At 31.1% G+C, this 24,933-nt stretch carries 19 protein-coding genes; 1 reads left to right on the forward strand and 18 read right to left on the reverse strand.

Features of this window, described 5'->3' with window-relative positions; all coding sequences use genetic code 11:
• Positions 1-68: 68 nt before the first annotated feature.
• From wecB to COJ46_RS15640, 4 genes are all read right to left on the reverse strand, one after another.
• Complete coding sequence (wecB, locus tag COJ46_RS15625; RefSeq protein ID WP_483294967.1) at positions 69-1,169, reverse strand: non-hydrolyzing UDP-N-acetylglucosamine 2-epimerase; 1,101 nt, start codon at positions 1,167-1,169, stop codon at positions 69-71.
• Between the two features lie 311 nt (positions 1,170-1,480).
• The gene (locus tag COJ46_RS15630) at positions 1,481-2,464 is read right to left on the reverse strand and encodes a glycosyltransferase (RefSeq protein WP_098566067.1); all 984 of its coding nucleotides are present in this window, start codon (positions 2,462-2,464) and stop codon (positions 1,481-1,483) included.
• Between the two features lie 12 nt (positions 2,465-2,476).
• Positions 2,477-4,591, reverse strand: a complete 2,115-nt coding sequence (locus tag COJ46_RS15635; protein WP_098566068.1) for a CgeB family protein — start codon at positions 4,589-4,591, stop codon at positions 2,477-2,479.
• A gap of 10 nt (positions 4,592-4,601) precedes the next feature.
• On the reverse strand, positions 4,602-5,018 hold the full coding sequence (locus COJ46_RS15640; RefSeq protein ID WP_098566069.1) for a hypothetical protein: 417 nt from the start codon (positions 5,016-5,018) through the stop codon (positions 4,602-4,604).
• 454 nt (positions 5,019-5,472) lie between these two features.
• Between COJ46_RS15640 and COJ46_RS15645 the strand changes: the two genes are divergently transcribed.
• The gene (locus tag COJ46_RS15645; protein WP_098566070.1) at positions 5,473-6,960 is read left to right on the forward strand and encodes a DUF6270 domain-containing protein; all 1,488 of its coding nucleotides are present in this window, start codon (positions 5,473-5,475) and stop codon (positions 6,958-6,960) included.
• A gap of 37 nt (positions 6,961-6,997) precedes the next feature.
• On the opposite strand, the gene COJ46_RS15650 is transcribed toward COJ46_RS15645, so the two are convergent.
• From COJ46_RS15650 to COJ46_RS15715, 14 genes are all read right to left on the reverse strand, one after another.
• Positions 6,998-9,175: a CDP-glycerol glycerophosphotransferase family protein gene (locus COJ46_RS15650; RefSeq protein WP_098566071.1), complete on the reverse strand. Its 2,178-nt coding sequence runs from the start codon at positions 9,173-9,175 to the stop codon at positions 6,998-7,000.
• Between the two features lies 1 nt (position 9,176).
• Positions 9,177-10,313 (reverse strand): glycosyltransferase family 2 protein, encoded by a 1,137-nt coding sequence (locus tag COJ46_RS15655; protein WP_098566072.1) that lies wholly within the window; start codon positions 10,311-10,313, stop codon positions 9,177-9,179.
• A 491-nt stretch (positions 10,314-10,804) separates the two neighbouring features.
• Positions 10,805-11,815 (reverse strand): dTDP-glucose 4,6-dehydratase, encoded by a 1,011-nt coding sequence (rfbB, locus tag COJ46_RS15660; protein ID WP_098566073.1) that lies wholly within the window; start codon positions 11,813-11,815, stop codon positions 10,805-10,807.
• Positions 11,816-11,818: 3 nt separating this feature from the next.
• On the reverse strand, positions 11,819-12,679 hold the full coding sequence (gene rfbD, locus COJ46_RS15665) for a dTDP-4-dehydrorhamnose reductase (RefSeq protein ID WP_098566074.1): 861 nt from the start codon (positions 12,677-12,679) through the stop codon (positions 11,819-11,821).
• A gap of 5 nt (positions 12,680-12,684) precedes the next feature.
• On the reverse strand, positions 12,685-13,245 hold the full coding sequence (gene rfbC, locus COJ46_RS15670; RefSeq protein ID WP_098566075.1) for a dTDP-4-dehydrorhamnose 3,5-epimerase: 561 nt from the start codon (positions 13,243-13,245) through the stop codon (positions 12,685-12,687).
• Between the two features lie 18 nt (positions 13,246-13,263).
• A complete protein-coding gene (rfbA, locus tag COJ46_RS15675) occupies positions 13,264-14,142 on the reverse strand; it encodes a glucose-1-phosphate thymidylyltransferase RfbA (protein ID WP_098566076.1) in 879 nt (292 codons plus the stop codon).
• Positions 14,143-14,343: 201 nt separating this feature from the next.
• Positions 14,344-15,297, reverse strand: coding sequence for a polyisoprenyl-teichoic acid--peptidoglycan teichoic acid transferase TagU (tagU, locus tag COJ46_RS15680; RefSeq protein ID WP_353652160.1), 954 nt, complete (start codon positions 15,295-15,297; stop codon positions 14,344-14,346).
• 381 nt (positions 15,298-15,678) lie between these two features.
• Complete coding sequence (gene galE, locus COJ46_RS15685; protein WP_098566077.1) at positions 15,679-16,689, reverse strand: UDP-glucose 4-epimerase GalE; 1,011 nt, start codon at positions 16,687-16,689, stop codon at positions 15,679-15,681.
• Positions 16,690-17,020: 331 nt separating this feature from the next.
• Positions 17,021-18,046, reverse strand: coding sequence for a GDP-mannose 4,6-dehydratase (locus COJ46_RS15690; RefSeq protein ID WP_098566078.1), 1,026 nt, complete (start codon positions 18,044-18,046; stop codon positions 17,021-17,023).
• Positions 18,021-19,397, reverse strand: coding sequence for a UDP-glucose dehydrogenase family protein (locus COJ46_RS15695; protein WP_098566079.1), 1,377 nt, complete (start codon positions 19,395-19,397; stop codon positions 18,021-18,023). The genes COJ46_RS15690 and COJ46_RS15695 overlap by 26 nt, the downstream gene beginning before the upstream one ends.
• A 69-nt stretch (positions 19,398-19,466) precedes the next feature.
• Complete coding sequence (locus COJ46_RS15700) at positions 19,467-20,993, reverse strand: polysaccharide biosynthesis protein (protein WP_098566080.1); 1,527 nt, start codon at positions 20,991-20,993, stop codon at positions 19,467-19,469.
• Entirely contained in the window at positions 20,990-22,201 is a 1,212-nt protein-coding gene (locus COJ46_RS15705) for a glycosyltransferase (protein WP_098566081.1), read from the reverse strand. The genes COJ46_RS15700 and COJ46_RS15705 overlap by 4 nt, the downstream gene beginning before the upstream one ends.
• A 23-nt stretch (positions 22,202-22,224) precedes the next feature.
• Positions 22,225-23,721, reverse strand: a complete 1,497-nt coding sequence (wzy, locus tag COJ46_RS15710; RefSeq protein ID WP_098566082.1) for an O-antigen polysaccharide polymerase Wzy — start codon at positions 23,719-23,721, stop codon at positions 22,225-22,227.
• A 64-nt stretch (positions 23,722-23,785) separates the two neighbouring features.
• Entirely contained in the window at positions 23,786-24,850 is a 1,065-nt protein-coding gene (locus tag COJ46_RS15715) for a glycosyltransferase family 4 protein (protein ID WP_098566083.1), read from the reverse strand.
• Positions 24,851-24,933 lie beyond the last annotated feature (83 nt).

A 24,933-nucleotide genomic window follows, 5' to 3' on the forward strand; every position in this document is an offset into this window, starting at 1 on the left:
TATTTTGATAAAAATGAAAGCTCAAAAAAGACTATCTTTACAAAATTTGCAAAAATAGTCTTTCATCGTTAAATCTTATTTTTAAAATGCTGAATAATCACTTCAACAATTCTTCTTGAAGCTTCACCGTCTCCATATGGATTAGATGCTTTAGACATTTTTGCATGTGCCTCTTCATCCGACAACAGTTCATCGGCTAACGAGAAAATAACTTCTTCGTCAGTTCCAGCAAGCTTTAAAGTACCAGCGTCAATTCCTTCAGGGCGTTCCGTCGTATCACGTAAAACAAGTACTGGTACGCCTAATGAAGGTGCCTCTTCTTGTACACCACCAGAATCAGTTAGGATTAAATGTGATCTTGCAGCAAAGTTATGGAAATCAATGACATCCAGTGGTTCAATTAAATGAATTCGATTGTCATTACCTAATACTTCATTTGCAATTTCGCGAACAACAGGATTCATGTGTACAGGATACACAACTTGAATATCGCTATGTTTTTCGACTAAGCGCTTAATCGCTTTAAACATATTTCTCATTGGTTCCCCTAAATTTTCACGACGATGTGCAGTCATTAAGACTAATCTGTCATTACCAATCTGGTCAAGAACAGGATGAGCATACTCTTCTTTTACTGTTGTTTTAAGTGCATCGATCGCAGTATTACCAGTAATAAATATTGTTTCTTCCTTTTTATTTTCAGCTAATAAATTTTGTGCTGATTTTGTCGTAGGAGAAAAATGTAAATCCGTCATAACACCAGTTAATTGACGGTTCATTTCTTCTGGGTATGGTGAATACTTGTCCCAAGTACGTAAACCAGCTTCAACATGACCAATTGCAATTTGATTATAAAAAGCTGCAAGACTAGCAATAAAAGTAGTTGTCGTATCACCATGAACTAATACAATGTCCGGCTTTACTTCTTGCATAATCTTATTTAAACCTTCCAAACCTCTTGTTGTTACATCGATTAAAGTTTGGCGATCCTTCATTATATTTAAATCATAATCAGGCGTGATTTCAAAAATTTCGAGAACTTGATCCAACATTTGACGATGCTGAGCTGTAACCGTCACAATTGATTCTATTTGATCAGGATGTTTAGCTAGCTCAAGCACTAGTGGCGCCATCTTAATCGCTTCTGGTCTCGTTCCAAAAATTGTCATTACTTTAACAGTCAAAATTCTTTCCCCTTTCAAAACAAATCGGCTTATTGAAATATGTATCTATCTATTGTAACGTAACTAAGCAAATAAAGACATTTTTTACCATGAAGAATACTGTCTATTCCTCTATTTACGTGACTAATTGTAAAAATTAATTGTCTTAATCCCTAATAAGTTCTTTAACTAGTAATGATTCGATTCTATACACTTAGTTTCCCACATTTAAAATCATTCATACTCGATGTAAATAATAATAGAAGAAAAAAGCACAGTTCCTTCTACTCAAGAATTCACTGCGCTCTCCGAAATAATTAATGAACTAATTTTACTTGTAACCCATCAATTAGACTCAAAATCTCTGAACACATTTTTTCCATACAGTAATTTTCCTTCACAAATTCAACTAGTTCTTTCCTGGATCCTTTTCTACTATCCGCAATGTACTGCGCTGCTTGATCGAGTGATTCGAAAATATACTCATCAGGGAATATCGTTCGAGCTCCTTCACGATTTAAAACAATTGGCACTGCGCAAGAAGCCATCCCTTCAACAGGTGCTAAGTGAAAACTTTCATAATCGCTAACTGATAAGACATAACCAATCGACTCGAGCCATTCAGCTGAATCTCCCCACTCTTCAAACTGAACTTGATTACGATAGTGGGATTTCTCAATTTTTTTAAATAAACTTGTATAATAATCCTGCTCTTGTTGATTATTCCAAACCCACGGAAACTCTTTCGGATGCTTTCCTTTTATCGAAAGAGTATATCTGCTGTCTTTTTCATACAACTTTTCAAATATCTCAAGCGCTCGATCTAATCGTTTTAACTTCGGTACATAACCAAGTAATCCAATTCGAAAATCTGCATCATACTGCTTAGGCAAATGGAATCGATCTACATCAACACCATTTTGAATGACTATCATCTTTTCTCTAGGAATCTTTGCAACACGATTAAATTCCTCATATATATAGGAAGAGATTGCGATAACCTTATCAATCTTCGTAAAATCAAATCGTTCTGGAAAAGGAGTATTCATTTCAAAACGATGCATTCTTACAATTAATATTTGATGATCTTTTTTATGCTCTTGATACCAAATCACATTTCCAAGTCCCCATTCGCAAAAAAGAACATCCGCCCAATTAACGATTTCTAAGCTTTTGCCAACTTGATGAATTGTATGGCCTTCCCATAAATCAATTTTTATTTCAATGTCACTTCTAGCTTCAAACCTCTTAATCGCTTCGTTTATAAATTTTAAATCATGCCCTATAATCGCCAGTTTCATAAAAACAGCTCCTTATACTAAAATACTCTCGATTTTGTCTCGGCTAATGGCTTGTTCATAGGCATCTCGATAAAAATTAAACTCATCAATTTCAAAAAATTGAACGCCAGCTTTTGAGAAATGGCCAATTGATGATTTATGATCTAAAAGCTTTATAAATTCATTTGGATGAAGAAATCTAGTCGCCTTTATACAAATCAATGCTTCGTCAATATGGCAATCATTTACGTAGTTATAGCTATTTCCATTGCCTTTAGCAATAATCGTATCATTCGTATACTTAGTAGCTAACATCAAATCTCTTAAATAATTCTCTCCATAATAATGATCTAGATTAATTGGAGCAATATAATTCGAATCAACGAGATCATTCAAGCTAAAATAATGATGGCAGTAATCAATTAGGTAGGTTTTTACTTCCCCATGATTGTTTTGATTAAAAATGTCTAAATAGCCATCAAACAAATCGAGTAAGATCACTAGCTTTTTTTGTTTGATTCCTTGTCTATTGTAAATTGCGATTAACTTTTCATAGTCAGCTTTACTTCGAACGATCCCTACTAAAGTAGCAGTCTCTTCATATTTCTCGTATGGCAGATTAATCATGTTGAATAAATCTTCCACTCGATTCGTATAAGTGTGTTCTTCTAATACTTTTCGCAATGCGAGTAAACGATTTTTCTTATAGAAGGTCTCATCAGCATAATAATTTGAAAGTCGTTGCTTCATTAGTTTTTCATCATCTGTAGCCGTTACAATGTCTCCAAACATTCGATGAATCCCCTCTGAATGGGAACTAATTATCGGAGTATTACTTGCTAACAACTCAAATACTCTCCGGGCAAACATTGTCGGAGATTTCGTAATACTATTAACATTTAACGCTACTTTATATCCTTTATACGCAAGATCGATTTCATTTTGTTTTAAGTTTCCAACAATAAATGGTTTATACTCATCTGAAAATTGATTAGGACTAGTTGGATTATGATAGTTTCGGTCATATATATCCAGTCCGTATTCCTTCGAAGAATTGACTAGCTTCTCCATCGCACTCGTACGCTCAGGAAACTTTTTACCATAATAAGCTCCAGCAAAAACTACTTTCTCTTTACGTGGAATATATTCAATTGGATTGTGAATTTTCGGTTGAGCAGCAAAAGGTAAACAATAAACATTTTCACAGCCTTCATCTACATAGTTCTGAACTGATTCAAAATCAGTCGTGCATACATAATCAAAGTGCTTAGCTGTATCAATAAAGGCTTGGTAATGAAATGGATCTTCTTTATTCCAAAAAACAGTCGGGATATTGTGTTCTTTACACCAATAAACTAGTTTTAATAGTTTCGTATGATTTCTGTGACTTTTCGTACCGATTTTATCCTTCCAAGCTCCATCGTTTCCAAGCCACGCAGACTCACAAAAGAATAAATCAATTCGATGCTTTTTAAATTCAGTCAACCAATTCTCAGGCGTAATTTTAACAAGTTGAAACTCATAATCAAAACATCTTGTCGTAAATTCGTCTGCAATAAAACCAACCCGAAAGTCCTTAATTTCTTTCTTTTGTTTCTTAAAGTGACTATTGTCTATCGTATTATTTTTATATGAACCCATTAATTTAGCATGGAATAAATGGAGTGTGGCAGCACCTGTCATGTAAATCGAAAAAGAAGCCGATTGGATCTTATTTTGATTAAATTGAGATAGATCCACTAACTCGTCCATATGGAAATTGACTGTACTTGCGTTATTCTCATGATCTACCAATCGTAATTCACAAACTACCTCACACTTACCGCTGACAAAGCCTGTGATGCCAAACTTAGTAAATAACTGACTTCTTCCTTCATTAAAAAGTAGTTCCATTAATTTTTTTTCATCTTTATAATCAATGACCGCAGTCTGTTTTATTAGTTTGTTATGAAATAGCGTTTTCTTTTCCTTTTGAAACTTTTGAATACCTTTACTAACTGTAAAATCATCGGCCAAAAATGGAAGTAACTCATGATTTTGAAAATAAAAGGGTTCATCCACATTCATTAATTCTTGCAGCATCATTTTTGTGTCATATTTTTCATTACGTAATCTAGTTATTTGTTTTTCGATTAATTCTTTTAACATAAATGATCCCTCATTTTCTTTTTAAATACTTCAAGAGCTTCCAATACTTCCTTGCTAATTTGCCAAACTTAGAGTTCCTAAACGTTTCATAATTTAATTGCAGCTTTTGATATTCTTCTTGCAATTTTTCATATTCATACGAACCAAATGACTGCTTCACTTCGTTTACAAGAACATAATCATCAAGTCCCATCATAAATTCCTCGTGCTCAACGATTAAATCTAACTGGCGAAATAATTGCTCTTCCATTCTCTTTTCAAATTCCATCACTTTATTAGAAAGGAATTCATTTTCTTTCATTAACAATTCATTTTTCCGTAGAATATTAGCATCGAAATCCTCAGTCGAAACCTCTATTAAACTTGGTTTAAAATTTACAGTTGTTGAATCCACATGACTACTATTCAATAATTCACTATTCTTCATTTCAAACCTCCATCTCAAGTAAGATAAACTCAAGGGTCTCATTTTAGACAGGTTTATATAGATCGAAAAAACCCAAAATCATTTACTACTTTGAGATTAACTAGTTTCTGTGAATTTACATAAGTATCCTTGTTAAAAGTATGTAAAAAATATAATGATATGATTTACTAAATTAGTAGTGCATTAGAATGTTTAAAAATATAAAAAATCCCCAACTGTAACGTTCATTTCCAATGGAAAGAGAATGCTACAACCGGAGTGTAGTTTCTTGAACTATCTGTTCCATAGATAAATAATCTTAAATTCTTGTTAACATTCGTTTAGTTAATAATTAAAAAAACAGTTGTCTTGTTTAATAATTATAATCATAATGTTAATGTTAATATCTGTTAGCGTTTCGTAAATTTTTTTACGAATTCAAAAAATATTTTAATTAAATGGGATGGGCGGCTTTATGCTTAAAAAAATTGAATACTTAAATGATGGAATTAGATTTTACATAGAAGATGCAAACGGGACTTTAAATGAAGACTCTTCGTTAGTCGTAATACAGAGGCCAAATAAACATGTGAAAGTACGTAAGGAAATATTACGAAGCTTAATAAAAAAGATTGATCACCAATATTTAGTAGATATTAACTTTTCTGATTTGAAAAATATCACATTATATCCAATCGAGATTTTTGATCTATATGTAGCTAAAGATACTGAATTATTACCATTAGAAATTAATCGTAATCTTGAAATGCCAACTAAATATATGAGCTCAAAACTACTAAACATTTATTATGCAAAGTCATATATAACAAATGATAATCGTATTGCGCTTTACTTAACACAAGATAAATTACACTTTAATCTAATTAAAGCAGATTGTTATGAAGATTTTGTTCAACTCTCTATTTCTGATCAAAAACAATTCAATCAAATCAAAACCGAACTAGCGATTAATACTCATTCATATAGTGCACATAGTGGAAATAACAAAGAAATTATATGTTCAACGTTTAATGTATTTGATTTATTGAATAGCTATCCTGAATCGACTGACTTAGAACTATTTGCACAAATTACATTAAACAGAAATGTTAAAGTTTTAATTAACTTATTAACCGAGATTGAGATTAATCATCTAACTAAAAACTTTTCTCTTTTATTAAATAAGAACGTTATTTCTATTAAAGGCAATGAAAAGAAATTAAAAATCGCTGCATTTGGATCATGTGTTACACGAGATAACTTTAATAGTAAATTTAACTTAAATTATAAAAATCATTTTGAGTTAATTCGCTATCAAAATCAATCATCCATCATTAGTTTAATGAGTAATCCGATTCCTTATAATCGAGGGAAAATTGATAACTTAAACGAATATGAGCAAAATGATGTATTCGATGACTTAGAAAAGAACTTTTTAAATGATTTAATCAGTAAGCAGCCTGAAGCTCTCATTCTTGATTTCTTTGGAGATGTTTATTTTGGCTGCTTAATGACGAATAGTTCATATATTACTAATAATCGTTGGAAGATTACTAAAACATCATTTTATAGTGAATTAAACGAAGTCACTACATTTAATTTGAATACTAATCTTAGCGAATACTTCACACTTTGGAAGCAATCAATTGATCAATTTTTACAAACTATTAATAGAGAACTTCCGAATTGTAAAATCATACTTCACAAAGCTAGATTTACTGGCATGTACTACGATCAGGAACAAAACATTAAGAAAATTAGTTCTGACACAGATATCGAATTATTAAATGCCTTTTGGGACCAACTAGATGACTACGTGATTTCCAATTACGAGGTTTCTACAATAAATGTAAAACAAAACTATCTTTCTATTGCAGATCATGCTTGGGGTATTTTCCATTTGCATTTTGAACCAAATTATTATAAAAATTTTCTAGCTGAATTAATAAAATTAACGAAATAAAAAAAGAGGGTGATTTTAATTTCACCCTCTTTTTGATTTATTCAACGTTCTTAAGTTTAAAATTGTGATAAGATGTTTCAATGGCTTCAAATATTCTCTTTGAGTTATTTGTGTCTTTAAATTTAAAAATACTTCTCGATTTTTGTTGATATAGTCGATCTGCTGTAAAATCTCTATTTGAAATTTTAATGATCTCATCAAGTAATTTTTCTTCATTATTAACGATAATTCCAAGATCGCTATATTTAATTTGTTCAGTAGGTGCATGATGATTTTTATGTGGATCAAATTGATAAAATACTACTGGTTTATTCATATAAAAGAAATCACTTGAAACTGATGAGTAATCAGTTAATAATAACTTCGATTCTTTTAGTAGATCTGAAACTTTGGCATCTTTTTTTAATAAGAATTCAATGTTTGGATGTTCTACAATAAAGTTTTCCAAGAAGCGTTGCATCTGATGATGAATATAGAATTTAACCTGAATATTCTCATTACTAATAAAATCTTGAAACTTTTTATTTGATATTAAGTTTTTATACTTCTTAAAGTATTCCGAGTTAGAGAATTGTTTTTTATTTATTTTAAATAAATGACGTCTCCACGTTGGCATAATTAATATTTGTCTTTTCGTAATGGCATCATGTAAATTATCAAATCTAGCTAAACCTGTTACTTCAACTTCATCGTTTGAATAGTTTAAAGTTTCCATAATAATTTCTTTTTCAAACTCTGAACTAGCTATAATTAAATTTTGTTGGTACTTTTTCTTTGATAAATACGGAGAAATATTATGAATAATAACGCCATGCTGGATACATACTTGAAACTTGTTCTTTAATTGCTTTCTAAATCTTGAGGTGAAATATTTTGAAGGATTTGGAAAACCACTTTCACTAAATGTCCAAGCACTAACATATACATCCGCTAATAGTGTGTAAATTTTATGTTTAAAGCTAGAGTGATGAATAACATTTCCTAATCTAGTTACTTTATCATAATGCGGAGAATTTGTTTCAATTAGATAATAGATTTTCCTGTTCGGATGTTGCTCTCTGCAATACTTAAAAAAGAAATATCCATTATCTTCAGCTTGATCAGCTCTTTCACAAACTAACCAAACCTCTTTATTTAAATATAGAAGTTTATAGAAAGATACAATTAAGAGTAATAAATATTTAAAGATTAATCCTTTTACTTTACGCATTGTTGGTTTTACTAAACGTAATGGTTTCGTCATTTTCCATGTTAAGTCTTCACTAGGATCGACTGGATGCTTCTCTAAATAGTTGCTATATTTTTTTGCTGTATGATATTGATATCTCTTACTCCTCAACAACTTCATATAACTAATGGATTCAGAATATTTTTTCATGCTTAAGATTGCAAAAAATCCTTTATAGCCTTCTAGTTTTGTTTCCTTTAAAGTTTCAGGTAAATTTACTTCTTTTGTTATTAATTGTAATAGTTCTAATAATTGAATTTGAAGCTCTTCATCTAATTCTTCGACAAATATCTTTTTATCAACTAAAGCCATTAGTTGCTTAATGAACATACCATATACTACTTTTTGAAGATCTTTATCGGATGCTTCTCTTACTTTTACAAACAAATAGTTGATTTCTTGAACTTGATTATGAATATACTCGTCATTAATCTCAGTGTTTTTAATTGCTAATACATCATTCGTTCCAATATTTTTATTTGTAAAATATTGCCTTAATTGAAAATGCTTTAATTCAAAATAATTAAACTCTTGAATTTTATTTTTTACATGATAGTCCTTTAAAGTAACAGTTCTCAACAAATTCATACTCATTAGATCTGAATATGTAAAATCATTCATATTTACTGGATTCACTTCTAATTTTTTTGTATTTTCAGTAGTAAAAACGCAATCATATTTACCAGAATCTGCTATTCTCAAAAATACTTCTAATAAATGCTTACTTATATTAATTTTACGATCATAAATGAAGACATATTTACCATTTAGGTCATCTGGCTTCAATTTTGTATTTATTACACTTAGGTCATTATACTGAAGAGTTAATATTTTCTCAGTCTCTTCATTCAGTACTTCATTTTCTGTATTAAAAAGGATTAATTCAATTTGATTTTGTTTAATACTTTGATCCTTAACTGAATTAATACAATCAAGAGCTTGATTGATTTCCTCTTTTACAAATGGAATTATGATACTAAATTGCAACTTACGACACCCTCTTCACAAGTCTGATAACTTTTCTTAATGGACTTGTCACTTTCCAAAAATTACTATTTCTTATTTTTGATGACTTTTTATAATCTTTCTCTAGTTCTTTGCTTATTTTAAACCACCATCTTCTAGAAATTAATAAAAGATTATATTCTAAAGCTTCTTCAATATGGCCTGAGCTTATCAGACTAAGGATCGGTTCTTCCACTTCCATATAATCCTTTGCTAAATCTGGATCATACCCCACCATTACATCTTTTACTAAGTTAAAAAGATAAAGCTGTTGATCCTTTTTTAAACGCTTAAAGTCTGCATCTCCAGTTTTCCAAAAAATTGATCTAAATACATTGATTTGAAAATACTTGTAATCACTTTTTGAAAGTAAAGGCTTAATCGTTAAAGCAGATTTTACATCGTTTTCAACTGTACTAATAATATCTCTTTGTGTTAGAGATAAATTTTTTACGTCATTTCTTCCTCTATATAGATAGATTACTTCAGGTATATAGCTGAATTTTTTTGCTTTAGAGAATAATAGAATATCATAATACTTATCTTCACCGTTTTTCATGCCTTCAATAAAGTTAATTTTATTTTTTAATAGAAACTCAGTTTTCACTAATTTTAAATAAACAGCTGTTTTAACTTGATAGAAAAATGGAACATCCTCTATGTTTACATCGATATATTTCTTTTGTAATTGATACTGTTTAAATGTAACGTGTTCGTGTCTACGCTTTGTTTCATCATCAAAGCTGATCATCTTACCCATTACAAAATCAGACTCACTGTTTTCAATTATATTAATTAACTTTTCATATGCATCCAATGGTAATACATCATCCGGGTCTAAAAAGATCGTGTATTTACCTGTTGCATTTTCCATTCCAACATTCCTTGGTTTACCTGGAGCACCAGAATTCTCTGTGAAATGAATTGCTTTAAAATTTTCATATTTCGCGGCATACTCATCAATAATTATAGGAGTACGATCTTTCGAACAATCGTTTACCATAATTACCTCTAATTTTTCATAACCAATCGTTTGATCTAATAATGAATTTAGGCATTCATGAATATAATTCTCGACATTATAAATAGGCAAAATTACTGATATTAACGGTTGATTCATCCCTTATCCTCCTTATCTAAAATTTAATTTCTCATTAAAATAAACAATATTTTCTAACCAGTTTTTAATGACATAACTAGTAATCTACAATATTATATTTTTCTGAAAAAACATAACATTTAAAGTAACATATTTGAACATAAAAAAAATGTAAATTTCGCACGAAAAAACTTACAAATTTGTAATGATATTGTCATTTATTGATACGAAATGTATTATATCATAAAAAAATGTAACTTATAAATGGTAATTAAAATTATAGTTAAAAAGCGATTAAAAGAATTTAATTTAGGGATATTTTCCAATGAATTAGAAATTAATTAGAATTTAATAGGTTATTAGTTCTGGTTTAGATAGCACATAAACAATCATTTTTGGTAGTTCTAAAGTACTATCCCATTAGAATTTAAAAAGACGTTTTCACTTTAATAGAAAACGTCTAAATTACTCTTATATTTTATATGAAATTCCCTCATCAAGTTCATTTCTAATTATTTACCGTATTGTTTCTCAAAATATCGTTTATACTCACCAGAAACAATCGTTTCCCACCATTCCTTATTATCTACATACCATTGAACCGTTTGAACAATACCAGTATTAAAATTGTAAGATGGTTTCCAGCCTAGTCTTTCTAGTTTACTTGGATCAATCGCATATCTTTTGTCATGACCTAAGCGATCTTGTACAAATTGGATTAAGTCTTCTGATTTTCCGAGAGTAGAAATGATAGTTTTAACGACCTCTAAATTTGTCCGTTCGTTATGTCCACCTACATTGTAAACTTCCCCATTCTCTCCTTTATGCATGACTAAATCAATTGCAGAGCAATGGTCAAGAACATGTAACCAGTCGCGAATATTTTCACCAGTACCATAAACAGGAACCTTTTGATCATTTAATACACGAGAAATGGTTAATGGAATTAGCTTCTCTGGAAAGTGATATGGTCCGTAATTATTTGAACAACGTGTGATATTCATAGGAAATCCATACGTTTCATAATATGCACGAACTAATAAGTCAGATGATGCTTTACTTGCAGAGTACGGGCTATTCGGTTGTAGAGGTGTATCTTCTGTAAAAAAGGTTGTAGGGTCAAAATCTAGATCACCGTACACTTCATCTGTGGATACATGTACAAATTTCTTAACATTTATCGCTTTTGAAGCATCTAGTAAAACTTGAGTTCCTAATACATTTGTTGTCACGAATATACCTGGGTCTGCTATTGAGCGATCAACATGACTTTCCGCTGCGAAGTGGATGATATAGTCGAACTTTTCTTTTTTAAATAATGCCATGATTTCTTCACGGTTTGAAATATCAATTTTAATAAAATGATAGTTTTCATTTTGTTCGATGTTTTTATGCTTTGTTAAGTCACCTGCGTAAGTTAAAGCATCCAGATTGTAAATCCAATAGGATGGGTATTTATTGATCATGTATTGAACAAAGTTTCCACCGATAAATCCGGCACCACCTGTAATAGCTACTTTCATGTTTTACTGGACCTCGTCTCTTTTATTTAATTGAACTAAATACCTTGCTAATGCGTCTTGCCATGAAGGTAAGGATTGGAAGCCATTTTCTACTAGCTTTTGTTTTGCTAATCTCGAGTTTTTCGGTCTAGCTGCTCGAATAGGATAATCTTCGGATGCAATCGATTTTACTAAAGTTTTACTGTCGGTTTGTTTGAATATTTCTTCTGCAAAATCAGCCCAACTAGTAAAGCCTTCATTTGTTGCGTGATAGATTCCATATTTATCGGATTTAACTAATTCTACAATTAATCTAGCCAAATCAACAGTATAGGTTGGTGAACCGATTTGATCACCGACTATATTTAATTCGTTTCTAGTTTCTGATAATCTTAACATTGTTTTAATAAAATTATTCCCATTAACACCAAATACCCACGAAATACGAATGATGAAATAGTTTTCGATGAATGATTGAACAACTTTTTCACCTTCATACTTTGTTAATCCATAATAACCGATTGGGTCCGGTTGGTCACCTTCACTAAAAGGACTTTCACCTTTCCCATTAAATACATAGTCTGTACTAATATAAATGAACTTTGAATGATGCTTTTTCGCAGCTTCAACTAAAGATCTCGTTCCTTCTACGTTCACATTCCAGCAATTCTCTTTATCATCTTCAGCTTTGTCTACCGCTGTATAAGCAGCACAGTGGATTATAACATCTGGTTTATATGAATCTACTAAAGAAAAAACTGATTCTTTTTTAGTAATATCAAGCTCTTTTCGACTACAGCCTTTAACATTTAAACCACGCTGCTCACATTCTTGAACAACATCATAGCCTAGCTGCCCACCGTAACCAGTTACTAAAACCTTCATTTATATTACTCCTTATAAATAAAATTATTTTCAGCATCCTTTAATAATGGTGCGATTTTGTCCTTTGCAGATAATAATGGAGAAATATTGATTGGCCATTTCACCTGAATTACAGGATCATTCCAAGCAATGCCTCGATCACATTCAGGTGAATATAGCTCATCAACCTTGTATTGGACTTCCACATCATCTGTTAAAGTCATAAAACCGTGAGCAAACCCTTTTGGTATGAATAATTGTTTTTTATTTTCGGCACTTAACTCGATTCCGAACCACTTTCCGTATGTCGGACTCCCATTTCGAATATCGACAGCCACATCAAAAATCGAACCCCTTGTACAACGAACTAACTTCGTTTGTGCTTTTGGAGACAACTGATAATGTAATCCACGTAACGTGCCCTTCAATGCAGAAAATGATTGATTATCTTGAACAAAATTTAAATCCATTCCAAAATCCTTCATTTTAGAATCATTATATGTTTCCATAAACCAACCACGGTGATCTCCAAAAACAGTTGGTTCAATAACTACAATTCCTTTTATAAAAGTTTCTGTAATTTTCATTGATAATGACCCCTTAAGCTAATATTTAATCCCACCATTTGCAACTTTTCGTAAATAGTTACCATAACTTGTTTTACTAAGCAATTCGCTTAAACGTAATAATTGTTCTTTATCAATCCATCCATTAATATAAGCGACCTCTTCTGGAGCAGATATTTTAATCCCTTGATGCTCTTCAATTGTTTTGACAAAATTTGTTGCCGACACTAAACTCTCATGTGTTCCAGTATCCAACCATGTATAACCGCGTCCTAGTAACTCTACTTCTAGTTCACCCAAATTTAAATAAGCTTCATTTATAGAAGTAATCTCCAATTCTCCACGATTGGATGGTTTTACGTTTTTGGCAATCTCATTGACACGATTATCATAAAAATACAATCCCGTTACAGCATAATTTGATTTCGGAGCTACTGGCTTTTCTTCAATGCTCAAAACTTTCCCAGACTCATCAAATTCCACAACACCAAAGCGCTCAGGATCCTGTACATGATAACCGAACACTGTTGCCCCTTTTTCTTTCATCGCAGCTTTCTTCAAAATACTTCGTAACCCGCTGCCATAATAAATATTGTCACCTAAAATCATCGCAACAGAGTCGTTTCCTATAAACTCTTCACCAATAATAAACGCTTGAGCCAACCCATCTGGACTAGGTTGTACTTTATATTTCAACGAAACTCCAAACTGAGAACCATCACCTAATAAAGCCTCAAAACGGGGTAAATCCTCTGGAGTCGATATAATTAAAATCTCTCTAATACCCGCCAACATTAAAGTTGATAAAGGATAATAAATCATTGGTTTATCATACACAGGCAATAGCTGCTTACTAGTCACCATCGTTAATGGATAAAGTCGAGTACCACTACCACCTGCAAGTATAATCCCTTTTATCGCAAAGACCTCCTAAACATTTAGGAATATATATATTAGTATGATGGTGGTTAAGGGGATGTGTAGGTTATATTCTTAGGGGATTGGAATGAAATGGTGAATTTTAAGTGGAATAGAATAGGGTCCTAAAGTAAAAAGACATAAAAAAAAGAACCACCGTTAAAGTGATAACTTTTAACGGTGGTTCTTGAGAGTTAGATATTATTTTGTTTCTGAAGGTAATTCTAAGTGCTGACGAAGATCATTAGATATTTTATCTTTTTCTTCTTTCGGAACAATAAAATAATAAATTTTATCAATCATCTTGCCTTCACCTTTAACTTGGGTCTTACTAATATTTTGCGCAGCCTGACGGTAATCCTTTTGAATCGAAACTGTATCACCTAAAGTAATATTCGTCACAACATTCTTTTGAATCGCTTGTAAAATCGATTGATAGTTTGTTAAAGAAGAAATTGAGGCTCCCTTTTTAATAACCGCTTCAAGAATTTCTCTTTGTCGAAGCTCTCGACCAAAGTCACCACGTGGATCTAACTTACGCATACGAGAGAACTTTAATGCATCTACACCATTTAAATGAAGTGGTCCCTTCGTAAAGTGCACTCCATCATAAGTAAAGTCTAAGTCATTATTTACATCAACTCCACCTACTGCTTCAACGATGTCTTTAAAGCCTTCCATATTAACTTCAAGATAATAATCAATAGGAATATTCAAGAAGTTTTCAACTGTATCAACAGACATTTGAATTCCACCAAATGCATAGGCATGGTTAATTTTATCTTCTTTACCTTTTCCAACAATTTCTGTTCTTGTATCACGTGGAATACTAACCATTTTAGTTGTATTTGTATTCGGATTAACCGTCAACACAATCATAGAATCCGAACGACCTTTATCACCAGGGCGATGATCAACCCCTAATAGTAAAATAGAAAAAGGTTCTTTCTTTTCAACATTTACTTCTTCTTTTCGTTTATCTGTTTTCTTTATGTCTTTATAGATTGCGTCTGTTGTTTTATTTACATTGTGGTAAATTGAATACGCATAACCGCCTATTCCTAGACCGATTACGACTAATACACTTATTACGATTATTAGTACTTTTTTTGTTGTGGATATTTTTTTTGATGAGCTTTTTTGTATTCTGGACACTTATTTTCTCCTTAAAAATAGTTTAACTTAGTTTATAGATTTAAGTTTATTTTACTTCATAAAGTTTAGTCTGGAAACATTTGCTACATAAAATTTATAACAATTAGATAATTCTATTTAAAAAATAGTGCTCTTTTAGTAATAAAAAAATGCACCTTTATTGTTAGTAATATCTAACAATAAAGGTGCTCTTCAAAAGGATATATTTTATTGAAACTTTAAATTTTAAAAAGAATAAAGTTTATAATTTGTCTGACTTTCTAAAAAATACTTACTATTTTTATTGTGCCTATCTCTTGATAAAAAATCTTCAATTAATACTTACTAAAGGGTTACAACTTAAGTATATAAGCCAATAATAACTCAACGGGTATAAACACCCTATGTAGTTACAACTATATCCATATGATTTTTCTCAAAGTTCCAAGCATCTCGGCACATATCGATAATGTTACGTTTTGCTTCCCAATCAAGATATCTCTTTGCTTTAGATGCATCAGCATAACACGAAGCAATATCACCAGGTCTCCTGTTAACTATTTCATAAGGAATATGAATGCAATTAGCTTTTTCAAAAGCTTTCACCAACTCTAATACACTCGTACCTTGACCAGTTCCAAGATTATAAATATGGGCACCCTCTTTTTGATTTTTTAAAGCAGCAACATGTCCCTCTGCCAAATCTACTACATGGATATAATCTCTTACTCCTGTGCCATCTATTGTCATATAGTCATTTCCAAAAATTCTAAGTTTCTCTAGTTTACCTCTAGCAACTTGAGTAACATAGGGCATTAAGTTATTTGGTATACCATTAGGTGATTCACCAATTAATCCACTTTCATGAGCTCCTACTGGATTAAAATACCTTAGAAGAGCAACTGAAAATTCTGGATTTGCCTTAGCTATATCTGTTAGAATCCTCTCACACATAGCTTTTGTTTCACCATATGGATTAGTAGTAGGTAATAAGTCCATTGTTTCTAAAAATGGAACGGTGTTGTCTCCATATACTGTTGCAGATGAACTGAAAACAAATCGCTTTACGCCAAACTCCATACATGCATTAGCAAGCACAATAGTGCTAACGAGGTTGTTATAATAATATATTAATGGTATGTCTACTGATTCACCTACTGCTTTCAAACCAGCAAAATGAATAACACCATCAATAGAATGGTTGGAAAAGAGTTCTTTAACAGCAGTTTCATCTTTTAAATCAATCTTATAAAAAATAACACCTTTATTCGTAATTTGCTCAACCTTTTCTAGCGTTTCAACTTTACTATTGCAAAGATTATCAGCAACTATCACTGAGTGGCCTGCTTCTAATAAAGCAACACATGTATGTGATCCAATATAGCCGGCTCCACCGGAAACCAAAATATTCATTGGTTGATCCACCTCCATCATAAGATAGTTTTTAAAAAAACTGTGGTCTAACCTCTTAGAATTCTGTATTAATGATTATGTTAATACAACTTGTTCTTTCTTTTTTTCATTACATTTATTAAAGTCCAGGTATTCTTAACATAAATTTTTATCTACTAAGAGAAAATTCTACTTTAGCATGAATAAAACATTTCTCATTTATTCTATTTTTGTTTGTCTATAATCTATTAGAACTTTAACTGAATCTCCCTGCTTTTGCCTGAATCTGATAGTTAAAGATTCTAAAAATAGCCTTTAGAATTTGATCAATAAAGAGTTTATATAAAATTACTTATTTAACCTTATAATAATCTACGTACCATTCGGCGAACTTCTGAAGTCCTTTTTCAATAGAAGTTTTCGGCTTAAAGTCAACTGCTTTTTGTAACAAATCAGTCGAAGCATAAGTTGCTGGAACATCACCTGGCTTCATTTCTTCAAAAACCTTCACAAATTGTACTTCTCTACCTAGCGCATTACTTAATGATTTCTCTAGAGTTTCAATAAACACCATCAGTTTCTCAGGATTGTTATTCCCAATATTGAAGACTTTATGTCTAACATCACCTGCAGGTGGATTGCTTATTAGACGTTCAATACCCTCTACAATATCATCAATATAGGTAAAGTCTCGATAAAGGTCATTTTCAAAATCACCATTATTGAAGATTTTTATTGGTTTACCGGCAAAATATTTATCTGTAAATCCAAAGTAAGCCATATCAGGACGACCCATTGGACCATAAACAGTAAAGAACCGTAGTCCTGTTGCAGGAATGTTATAAAGATGACTGTAGGTATAGGCCATTAATTCATTAGATTTCTTAGTAGATGCATAAAGTGACACTGGATTATCTACAGAATCTGTTTCTTCAAATGGAACTTTTTTATTAGCACCATAAACCGAACTAGAAGATGCATAAACTAGGTGATTAACAGGAAAGTACCTACACGCCTCAAGTATGTTATAAAAACCTATAATGTTACTTTGAATGTACACATCAGGATTCTCAATTGAATATCGAACCCCAGCCTGTGCAGCAAGGTTTACTACCACATTAGGCCTGTACTTTTCAAAAGTCTTCATTACTATATTCTTATCGGAAATATCAGCTTTTACAAAGTTAAAATTTCTATAAGGGTCTAGTTTTTCTAACCGAGATAGTTTAAGATTCTCATCATAATAATCATTAACATTATCAATACCAATTACCTTACAGCCCTGTTCTAATAGTTTTCTAGATAAGTAATAACCAATAAAACCAGCTGCTCCTGTTATCAAGTATGTTTTACTAGAATTCAGAGTGTTGTAATTCAAGATTCTTCATCTCCTTAATAGATTCTCTTGTTGCAGAACTTCTTCCAATTGAATGATATTCTACTCCTGCTTCTTGCATCTCTTCTACACGATAGATATTTCTACCATCATAAACTAAAGGGGTTCTCATTAATTTCTTAAAAATCTCTGGCTTTATTTGTTTTACTTCACTCCATTCAGTAAAAATAAAACAAACATTCGCACCATCTAGTGCATGCTCGATATTTGAAACGTATGTGATACTCCCCCTACCACTTTTCCCCTCTGGATAAACCTTACCAAAATTATCTGTTCCAACAGGATCAAAAGCAAAAATATCTGCACCCTGTTCCAATAATAAAGGTATATTCTCAAGCGATGCTGCTTCTCTTAGGTCATCCGTACCTGGCTTAAAGGTTAAACCCATTACAGCTACTTTTAACCCATTAAAAGTTATAAGCCTTTTGCTTGCTTTCTTATATAACATTGTTTTCTGTTCTTTGTTCACTTCAATAGCGGCCTTCACTGTTTTAAGCTGATATCCGTTTTGCTGAGCAATATACTCTAGTGCCATTGTATCTTTAGGGAAACAAGACCCCCCATAACCAATACCTGCATTTAAGAATTTACTACCAATACGTTCATCAAAGCTCATTCCCTTAGCTACATCCTGAATATCAGCCCCAACTAATTCACAAAGATTAGCAATATCATTCATATAAGAGATTTTGAGTGCTAGGAAATCGTTGGATGCATACTTAATCATTTCTGCCGACCTTCTATTTACTGAAACTATAGGTATGTGAAAAGGCTCATAAATCTTCATTAAAATCTCTTCAGCCCATTTACTTTCTGTCCCTATAATAATCCGATCCGCTTGTAAAGTATCATGCACAGCTGATCCTTGTGCTAAAAATTCTGGGTTTGAAGCTACTTCTACTTTTACATCATTAACTAAAAAGTCTTGGATAAACTGTTCTACTTTATCATTTGTACCAACTGGTACAGTAGATTTTACTACAACTAAACAATCCTTCTCTACTGATTCAGCAATTTGTCTAGCAACATTAGCGATATACGATAGATTCGCTGAGCCATCAGGTTGCTCAGGAGTACCTACACCGATGAAAATAGCATCCGCATCCTTATATGCTGTTTTATAATCTGTTGTATAATCTATTCTTCCAACACTGTAATTCTTCTGCATTAATACTTCCAAATCAGCTTCATAAATTGGTGAAACACCAGATTTCATAAGTTTTACTTTTTTTTCATCAATATCAACACATTTAACTTGGTGACCAACTTCAGCAAAGCAAACACCTGCAACTAAGCCAACATACCCTGTTCCTGCTACTGCAATTTTATACATAAATATATTCCTTCCTTTTTCTATTCGAAGTTTAAGCAAAATTATTTTCTAATAAGTTTAAATATATATTCATAAAATTCTAAATATTTTTTTCTTAAAGTTATAAATTATAGATTTCGTATCCGTAAAATCTAATAATAAAAACACCATAAAGGATATGATTGTAGAAATTATAAAAGAAAGAATTCCTGATAATAACCACATTGACCATGTATTAATGGATAACTTAATTAAAAAAGTCATACAACTTGCAGTTAACAATATACTTAACCATGATTGAAATATTCGTTTAATAGATTTGAGCGATGACACTTCTAATATTTTTTTATTCGTATAAACAATTATATATGGTACACTGTATGCATATGAAAGTAATCCAGCGATTAAAATACCGACTATATGATACTTATTAACTAGTAACAACATCATAATTAAATTTATTACTGCCTCAATTACTGCTCTATTTTTTGTTTGTTGGAAATGTCCAACAGCATTTATTAACATAACACAGGGAATTCGAGAAGAGTTCAAAACATAAACGCATATGAAAAGTGTTGCTATTGTTACACTTGTATACTCTATATCTCTAACACCCTTTGTATAAAGATTAATAAAAGGTAAGATCATAACTGAAGCTGTACCCCAAATAGCACTCTGAATAATAAGGTATGTCAATTCATATGTTCTAAATATTTTATTTACTTCTTTTAGATTTCTTTCATGCAAGTAATGACCGAAACTGGCAACAACCCCATTAGAAAAAGCTCCCATTATTAAGCTATACAGATTCTTAAATACCATAGAATAAACTACATAAACACTTGCTAATTTTAGTCCATTACTTACGAATATCGAAAGGATAAAAGTATCCGTGTTATTAACTACTAGTCCCGCTATTTGATGCACTAACAAAGCTGAACGTTGTGAAAGTGCCGAAATGTCCATAGCTCCGTTAAAGTCTAAGTCTTTGTAGTGTTTTTGTACATACCATTTTATATAAAAAATTCTTAATAATAATACTAATGAAGAAACCGCAAATACAAGTATTACATTCATATTTTGAATAATAAGTATTATTTTAATAATGGTCTGTAGAACAAGTGCTATTGCTCTTGTATAGCTAATAATATATAATTTTTGGTCAGCTGTTAATAATACTCTATATTTTGAATGGAATAAAAATTCCAATATAGCCGTGGAAGAAATAGTAATTAATAAAGCAGCAATAGTTACTTTGTCTGTTTCACCTTTTGCAAAAAATGGATAAATTATTGCAAGAGAAATCATTACAGTTGTAAACCACATAGAAATCCTTTTGTAATAATTTTTAGTTGCGGAAAGTATTCCATTTATTTTAACTAGATTATTGTTATTTAGGGGTGCATATAGTGCCTGGATTGATGCCATTCCTAAACCTGCTTCTAAAAGAGATGCATAGCTTACTAATTGATTGACTGTTGAGGAAATTCCGTTTATCTCGCTACCATAAGTTAAAATTATAAATCGTGGAACACATATACCCGCTGCAAAAACAGCAAATTGTACTACAATTTGTGCTAGGATATTATTTAAGGCATATTTTGATTTTGATTTCACAATTCTCCTCCAAATAATTTATAATGTTTCAAAATGGTAGATTGTACTTGTTCATAATACAAATTACTCAAATTTTTTAAATTTTTTTCTAATTCTCTACATTGTTGACTTGATAATAATAATCTCTCTAATGCATCTGCAATTCCTATAGGGCTGACAGGGGCAATTATTCCATTCAAACCATCAGTAATCTGATCCTCTACTGAATTATAATTTGTACTAATAATAGGTTTTCGTAATATTTTTGCCTCATCAATAACCATTGACTTCCCTTCATATCTTGAAGTTTGTACTATTATGTTTGCTCTAAGGATATACGGGTAGGGATTTGTACGAATTCCTAAGAACTTAATATAATCTTCTACACCTAACTCAATGCACTTTTTTTCTAATTCAGCTTTAATTTCACCTTCACCTAAGATATACCAGCAAAAATTAAAACCAAGTTTTTTTAGAATTACTGCAGCCTCAATTGCCATATCAAAGCCCTTTAGATAATGTAACCTTCCTACAGATAATATCCTTTGGCCAGAAAAGTCGGCATATTCAGGAGGCTCATAAGCAGAAGATAAATCTTTTAGTAGATTTATAGAGTTTACATTATATAGCAACTCTATATTTCTAAGTTTTGGAAAAGATCTTTGTAACTCTTCTACACATTTTTCTGAAATTGTAATAACCTTATATGCCTTCTTAAAATACTTCTCTTCCTGTCTTATCATTTTTATCTTACTATAGTCAGTATGTACCCAACATACTTTTCTATGAGCCTTAATACAATCAACCACATAATAGTTAGATACACCATGCATATATCCAATTGCAATATCATATGTTTTTTTGTTTTTTCTTAAACGTGACCGCAAGTACTTCCAATTGAAATAATTCCCTAGTCTTTCATTACCTTTATCAATTATCTTAGGAAAAATCCAATAAAATAATTTACTGAAGACAGAAATTATGTCTCCCTTTAAAAGGCTATTTTTAATAATTTCAGGCCCCTGTCCAAAATGCTTATTATTGTCTCTAAGAGGAGTTAATAAATTTACCTCAACTGGGAGATATTTCAAATTTACCCCTTCGTTTTCAAATAATTGCAAATCTACTTCATAGTAATTATAATCAATACTATTTAGTAAATTTATAAGTGCTTTTTCTGCTCCACCTGCCCCTAGCGAGTAAATACAAAATAACAACTTCTTTTTCAAAGAAATCTCCCCACCCTATAACTTTAATCATGAAATTTATTTCTAACCAATTTAGAATACATAAAATATATAATTACTATATAAATACAAAGCCTCATTCTAGATTGCAATAATATCATTTCCTCACGAGCAAGAAAAATTTGATAAGCAAGACAATAAGTTAAAGCTGAAGCAATAAGATATTTTTTTTCATGAATCCATTTAATAACCAAAGATTCAAGAAATACCAATATGAAACCATATATCCCGAGAAATATAAATCCATAATATTGAAAATTAAAATAGGCTTCTGCTATGATTGAATATCCCCAACCCGACTTTGATCCACCAACATTTGTAATCCAATCTCCCAAGCTTTCAATATTAGGAGGAATTATACCTAGCGAATTTAAGATAAAAGTTGGAATCATACCTTTTAAAAGTGCGTATCCTATTGTCATTTCACTATTTACTGATGAACTATCAATTTGATTTATAGTAACTATTATTGTTCTAGCACTTCCACCCATTTCTTGAATAGTATCACCAATTCCATTTATTATCCCATTTCGATATACATTCATAATCGTTTCTAAATTTAAGGAGCTTAATGAATATTGACGTAAGTCATGAAGACCTCCCAATATTACTAAAGAGAGGATAGCAATTATACTATAAAGAAAAATTTTTCTCCTACTTATTAAAAAGTTAGGAGAAATAGTTTTTTTTATAAAGAGTAAGCCAAATATAACCGGAATGACCATGGCCCTACTCCCTACCAACAGCATTAAAGATGCTACTATAATTCCTACTAGGTAAACTTGCTTTTTGGAGTATTTATAGTCATTTCTTAAATAGTACCAGTACATCATTATGTGAAACCCCATTAATAGAAATGTAGGAGCACTATCTCTCATTAAATAATAATAATCACCGTATGAATAATTTGAACGGACTAAGACTTCACGTATATATATAATTGATAGGTATATAGAAAAAACCCAAAATAAAATGTCTCCTGCGCTAGGTTTCCTTCTTCCCAATATTGTTATTATAGGAATCTTTTCGTTATCAGTGGTTTTTGTACGAATATTTGATTTTATATACGAAAATAAAATTGCTCCTGAATGCAACATCATAATACTTATAGACTGAAAAGTGAGCATCTTTAAAATTACATTACTATCATACTGCGAGTATATATTAACAACACCGTAGTTTTGAAAATCAAATAATTGTAAAAAGGTTTGTCCAGCGTTACTAAAAAAACAATAAATAAGAAAGAAAAAGTATAGCGAAACAAAATTACCATTAACTTTAACCCAAGAAACCATTGCCCAACCATATACAAAAATCAAAAATACATTAAATATATCTACTAAGGATTTTTGATTAATCGCAAAATTATCCATTTCTTTACTAATGAAGATATAAAAAGTCAAAAGAAATAATAATATAAGAACTGATACTATCATATTAAGGTGAACATTTTTGAAAACATTAATATTTTGTTTTATACCTACTGACCTATTAAGATTCAATGATTGCCACCTCTACTATTTAGATAATTTTTACACTTTAATTCACTCTTATTAAAACTAATTACTAAATTACTTTTTTACAATACTGAATCCACTGAGATGTAATTTCTGATGATTTTAATTGTTCCCGTAGCATTTTAGAATTTTCTCCAAGTGATATTGCAAATTCTTTATTTTCTGCCAAACGTACCATTGCCTCAAGCAAAGCTTCTTCATCTTGCACAGGAAATAATAATCCATTAATCCCATTGTCTATTAAAAACCCTGGTCCTCCACATGGACAATCGGAAGATATGCTCGGAATCCCCATTGCCATTGCTTCAGCTAGCGCATTCGGCATTCCCTCGAAATCAGAAGATAAAATAAACATTTCAGCATTACGTATTTTTTCAGTTACCATAGGTACAGATCCCATTAAAGTTACACTGTCTCTTAAGCCAAGATAGTCAATTTGCTCTTGTAATTTATCCTGCATAGAGCCCTTACCATAAATTTTCAATGTATAATCTACATATTTCTTTTTAAATTTCTTAAAAGCCCGCAACAATAATTCTTGATTTTTTTGTATCTCTAATCGGCCTACAGATACTATTTCATTAAGATTTATATCAGTACGTAAAGGTAAATCCTCAGGTAATGGATTTGCAATCACTGTTGATAGTTTTTGAATCTTTTTAGAAAATTCCCTCTTTGCATCCTCCGTTTGAAACACGTACCCTTTTGCTCGAGGATACAAAATCTTTATTAATATCTTCTCAAGTTTACTATTTTTTTTGGGATCATTTCTTTCTGATATAACAACTGGATATTTTAACCCAAATGTGAATAATAAAACTTGTAAATTCATACCAGCAATAAATGAAATAATAACATCCGGATTGGACTTTTTTATTTCCTTACGTAGTTTAATATTTCTCATAAAGTTCCGTATAAATGGATTACGTAGTTTCACAGGTGTACTTACCATATGAACTTTTTTATTTAAAGGATACGCTGTCTGCATGTTTTCACGGACAATGAGGGTAACACTGATTCCTAATTTTGAAAAATCATTACAAAGCGTTGTCATCACTCGTTCAGCTCCACCAGTTCCGCCAACTTTATCTATTACACAAGTTATTCTTTTCATTAAAAGCCTCCAATATATTATAGTGAATATAAAAAAATAACCTGGTCATTAAACCTTTTTACTTTATCAATTTCAAATTTACT

Origin of the sequence: Bacillus sp. AFS077874, from assembly GCF_002566505.1 — a bacterium.
Classification (GTDB): Bacteria; Bacillota; Bacilli; order Bacillales; family Bacillaceae_G; genus Gottfriedia.

Excerpts from the sequence above, each read along its gene's own strand:
- COJ46_RS15695 (WP_098566079.1), bottom strand. The coding sequence starts at position 19,397 with ATGTATAAAATTGCAGTAGCAGGAACAGGGTATGTTGGCTTAGTTGCA.
- rfbC (WP_098566075.1), bottom strand. The coding sequence starts at position 13,245 with ATGAAAATTACAGAAACTTTTATAAAAGGAATTGTAGTTATTGAACCA.
- COJ46_RS15715 (WP_098566083.1), bottom strand. The coding sequence starts at position 24,850 with ATGAAAAGAATAACTTGTGTAATAGATAAAGTTGGCGGAACTGGTGGA.
- rfbB (WP_098566073.1), bottom strand. The coding sequence starts at position 11,815 with ATGAAAGTAGCTATTACAGGTGGTGCCGGATTTATCGGTGGAAACTTT.
- COJ46_RS15640 (WP_098566069.1), bottom strand. The coding sequence starts at position 5,018 with ATGAAGAATAGTGAATTATTGAATAGTAGTCATGTGGATTCAACAACT.
- galE (WP_098566077.1), bottom strand. The coding sequence starts at position 16,689 with ATGAATATTTTGGTTTCCGGTGGAGCCGGCTATATTGGATCACATACA.
- COJ46_RS15635 (WP_098566068.1), bottom strand. The coding sequence starts at position 4,591 with ATGTTAAAAGAATTAATCGAAAAACAAATAACTAGATTACGTAATGAA.
- COJ46_RS15645 (WP_098566070.1), top strand. The coding sequence starts at position 5,473 with ATGCTTAAAAAAATTGAATACTTAAATGATGGAATTAGATTTTACATA.
- rfbD (WP_098566074.1), bottom strand. The coding sequence starts at position 12,679 with ATGAAGGTTTTAGTAACTGGTTACGGTGGGCAGCTAGGCTATGATGTT.
- COJ46_RS15630 (WP_098566067.1), bottom strand. The coding sequence starts at position 2,464 with ATGAAACTGGCGATTATAGGGCATGATTTAAAATTTATAAACGAAGCG.
- COJ46_RS15655 (WP_098566072.1), bottom strand. The coding sequence starts at position 10,313 with ATGAATCAACCGTTAATATCAGTAATTTTGCCTATTTATAATGTCGAG.
- wecB (WP_483294967.1), bottom strand. The coding sequence starts at position 1,169 with ATGACAATTTTTGGAACGAGACCAGAAGCGATTAAGATGGCGCCACTA.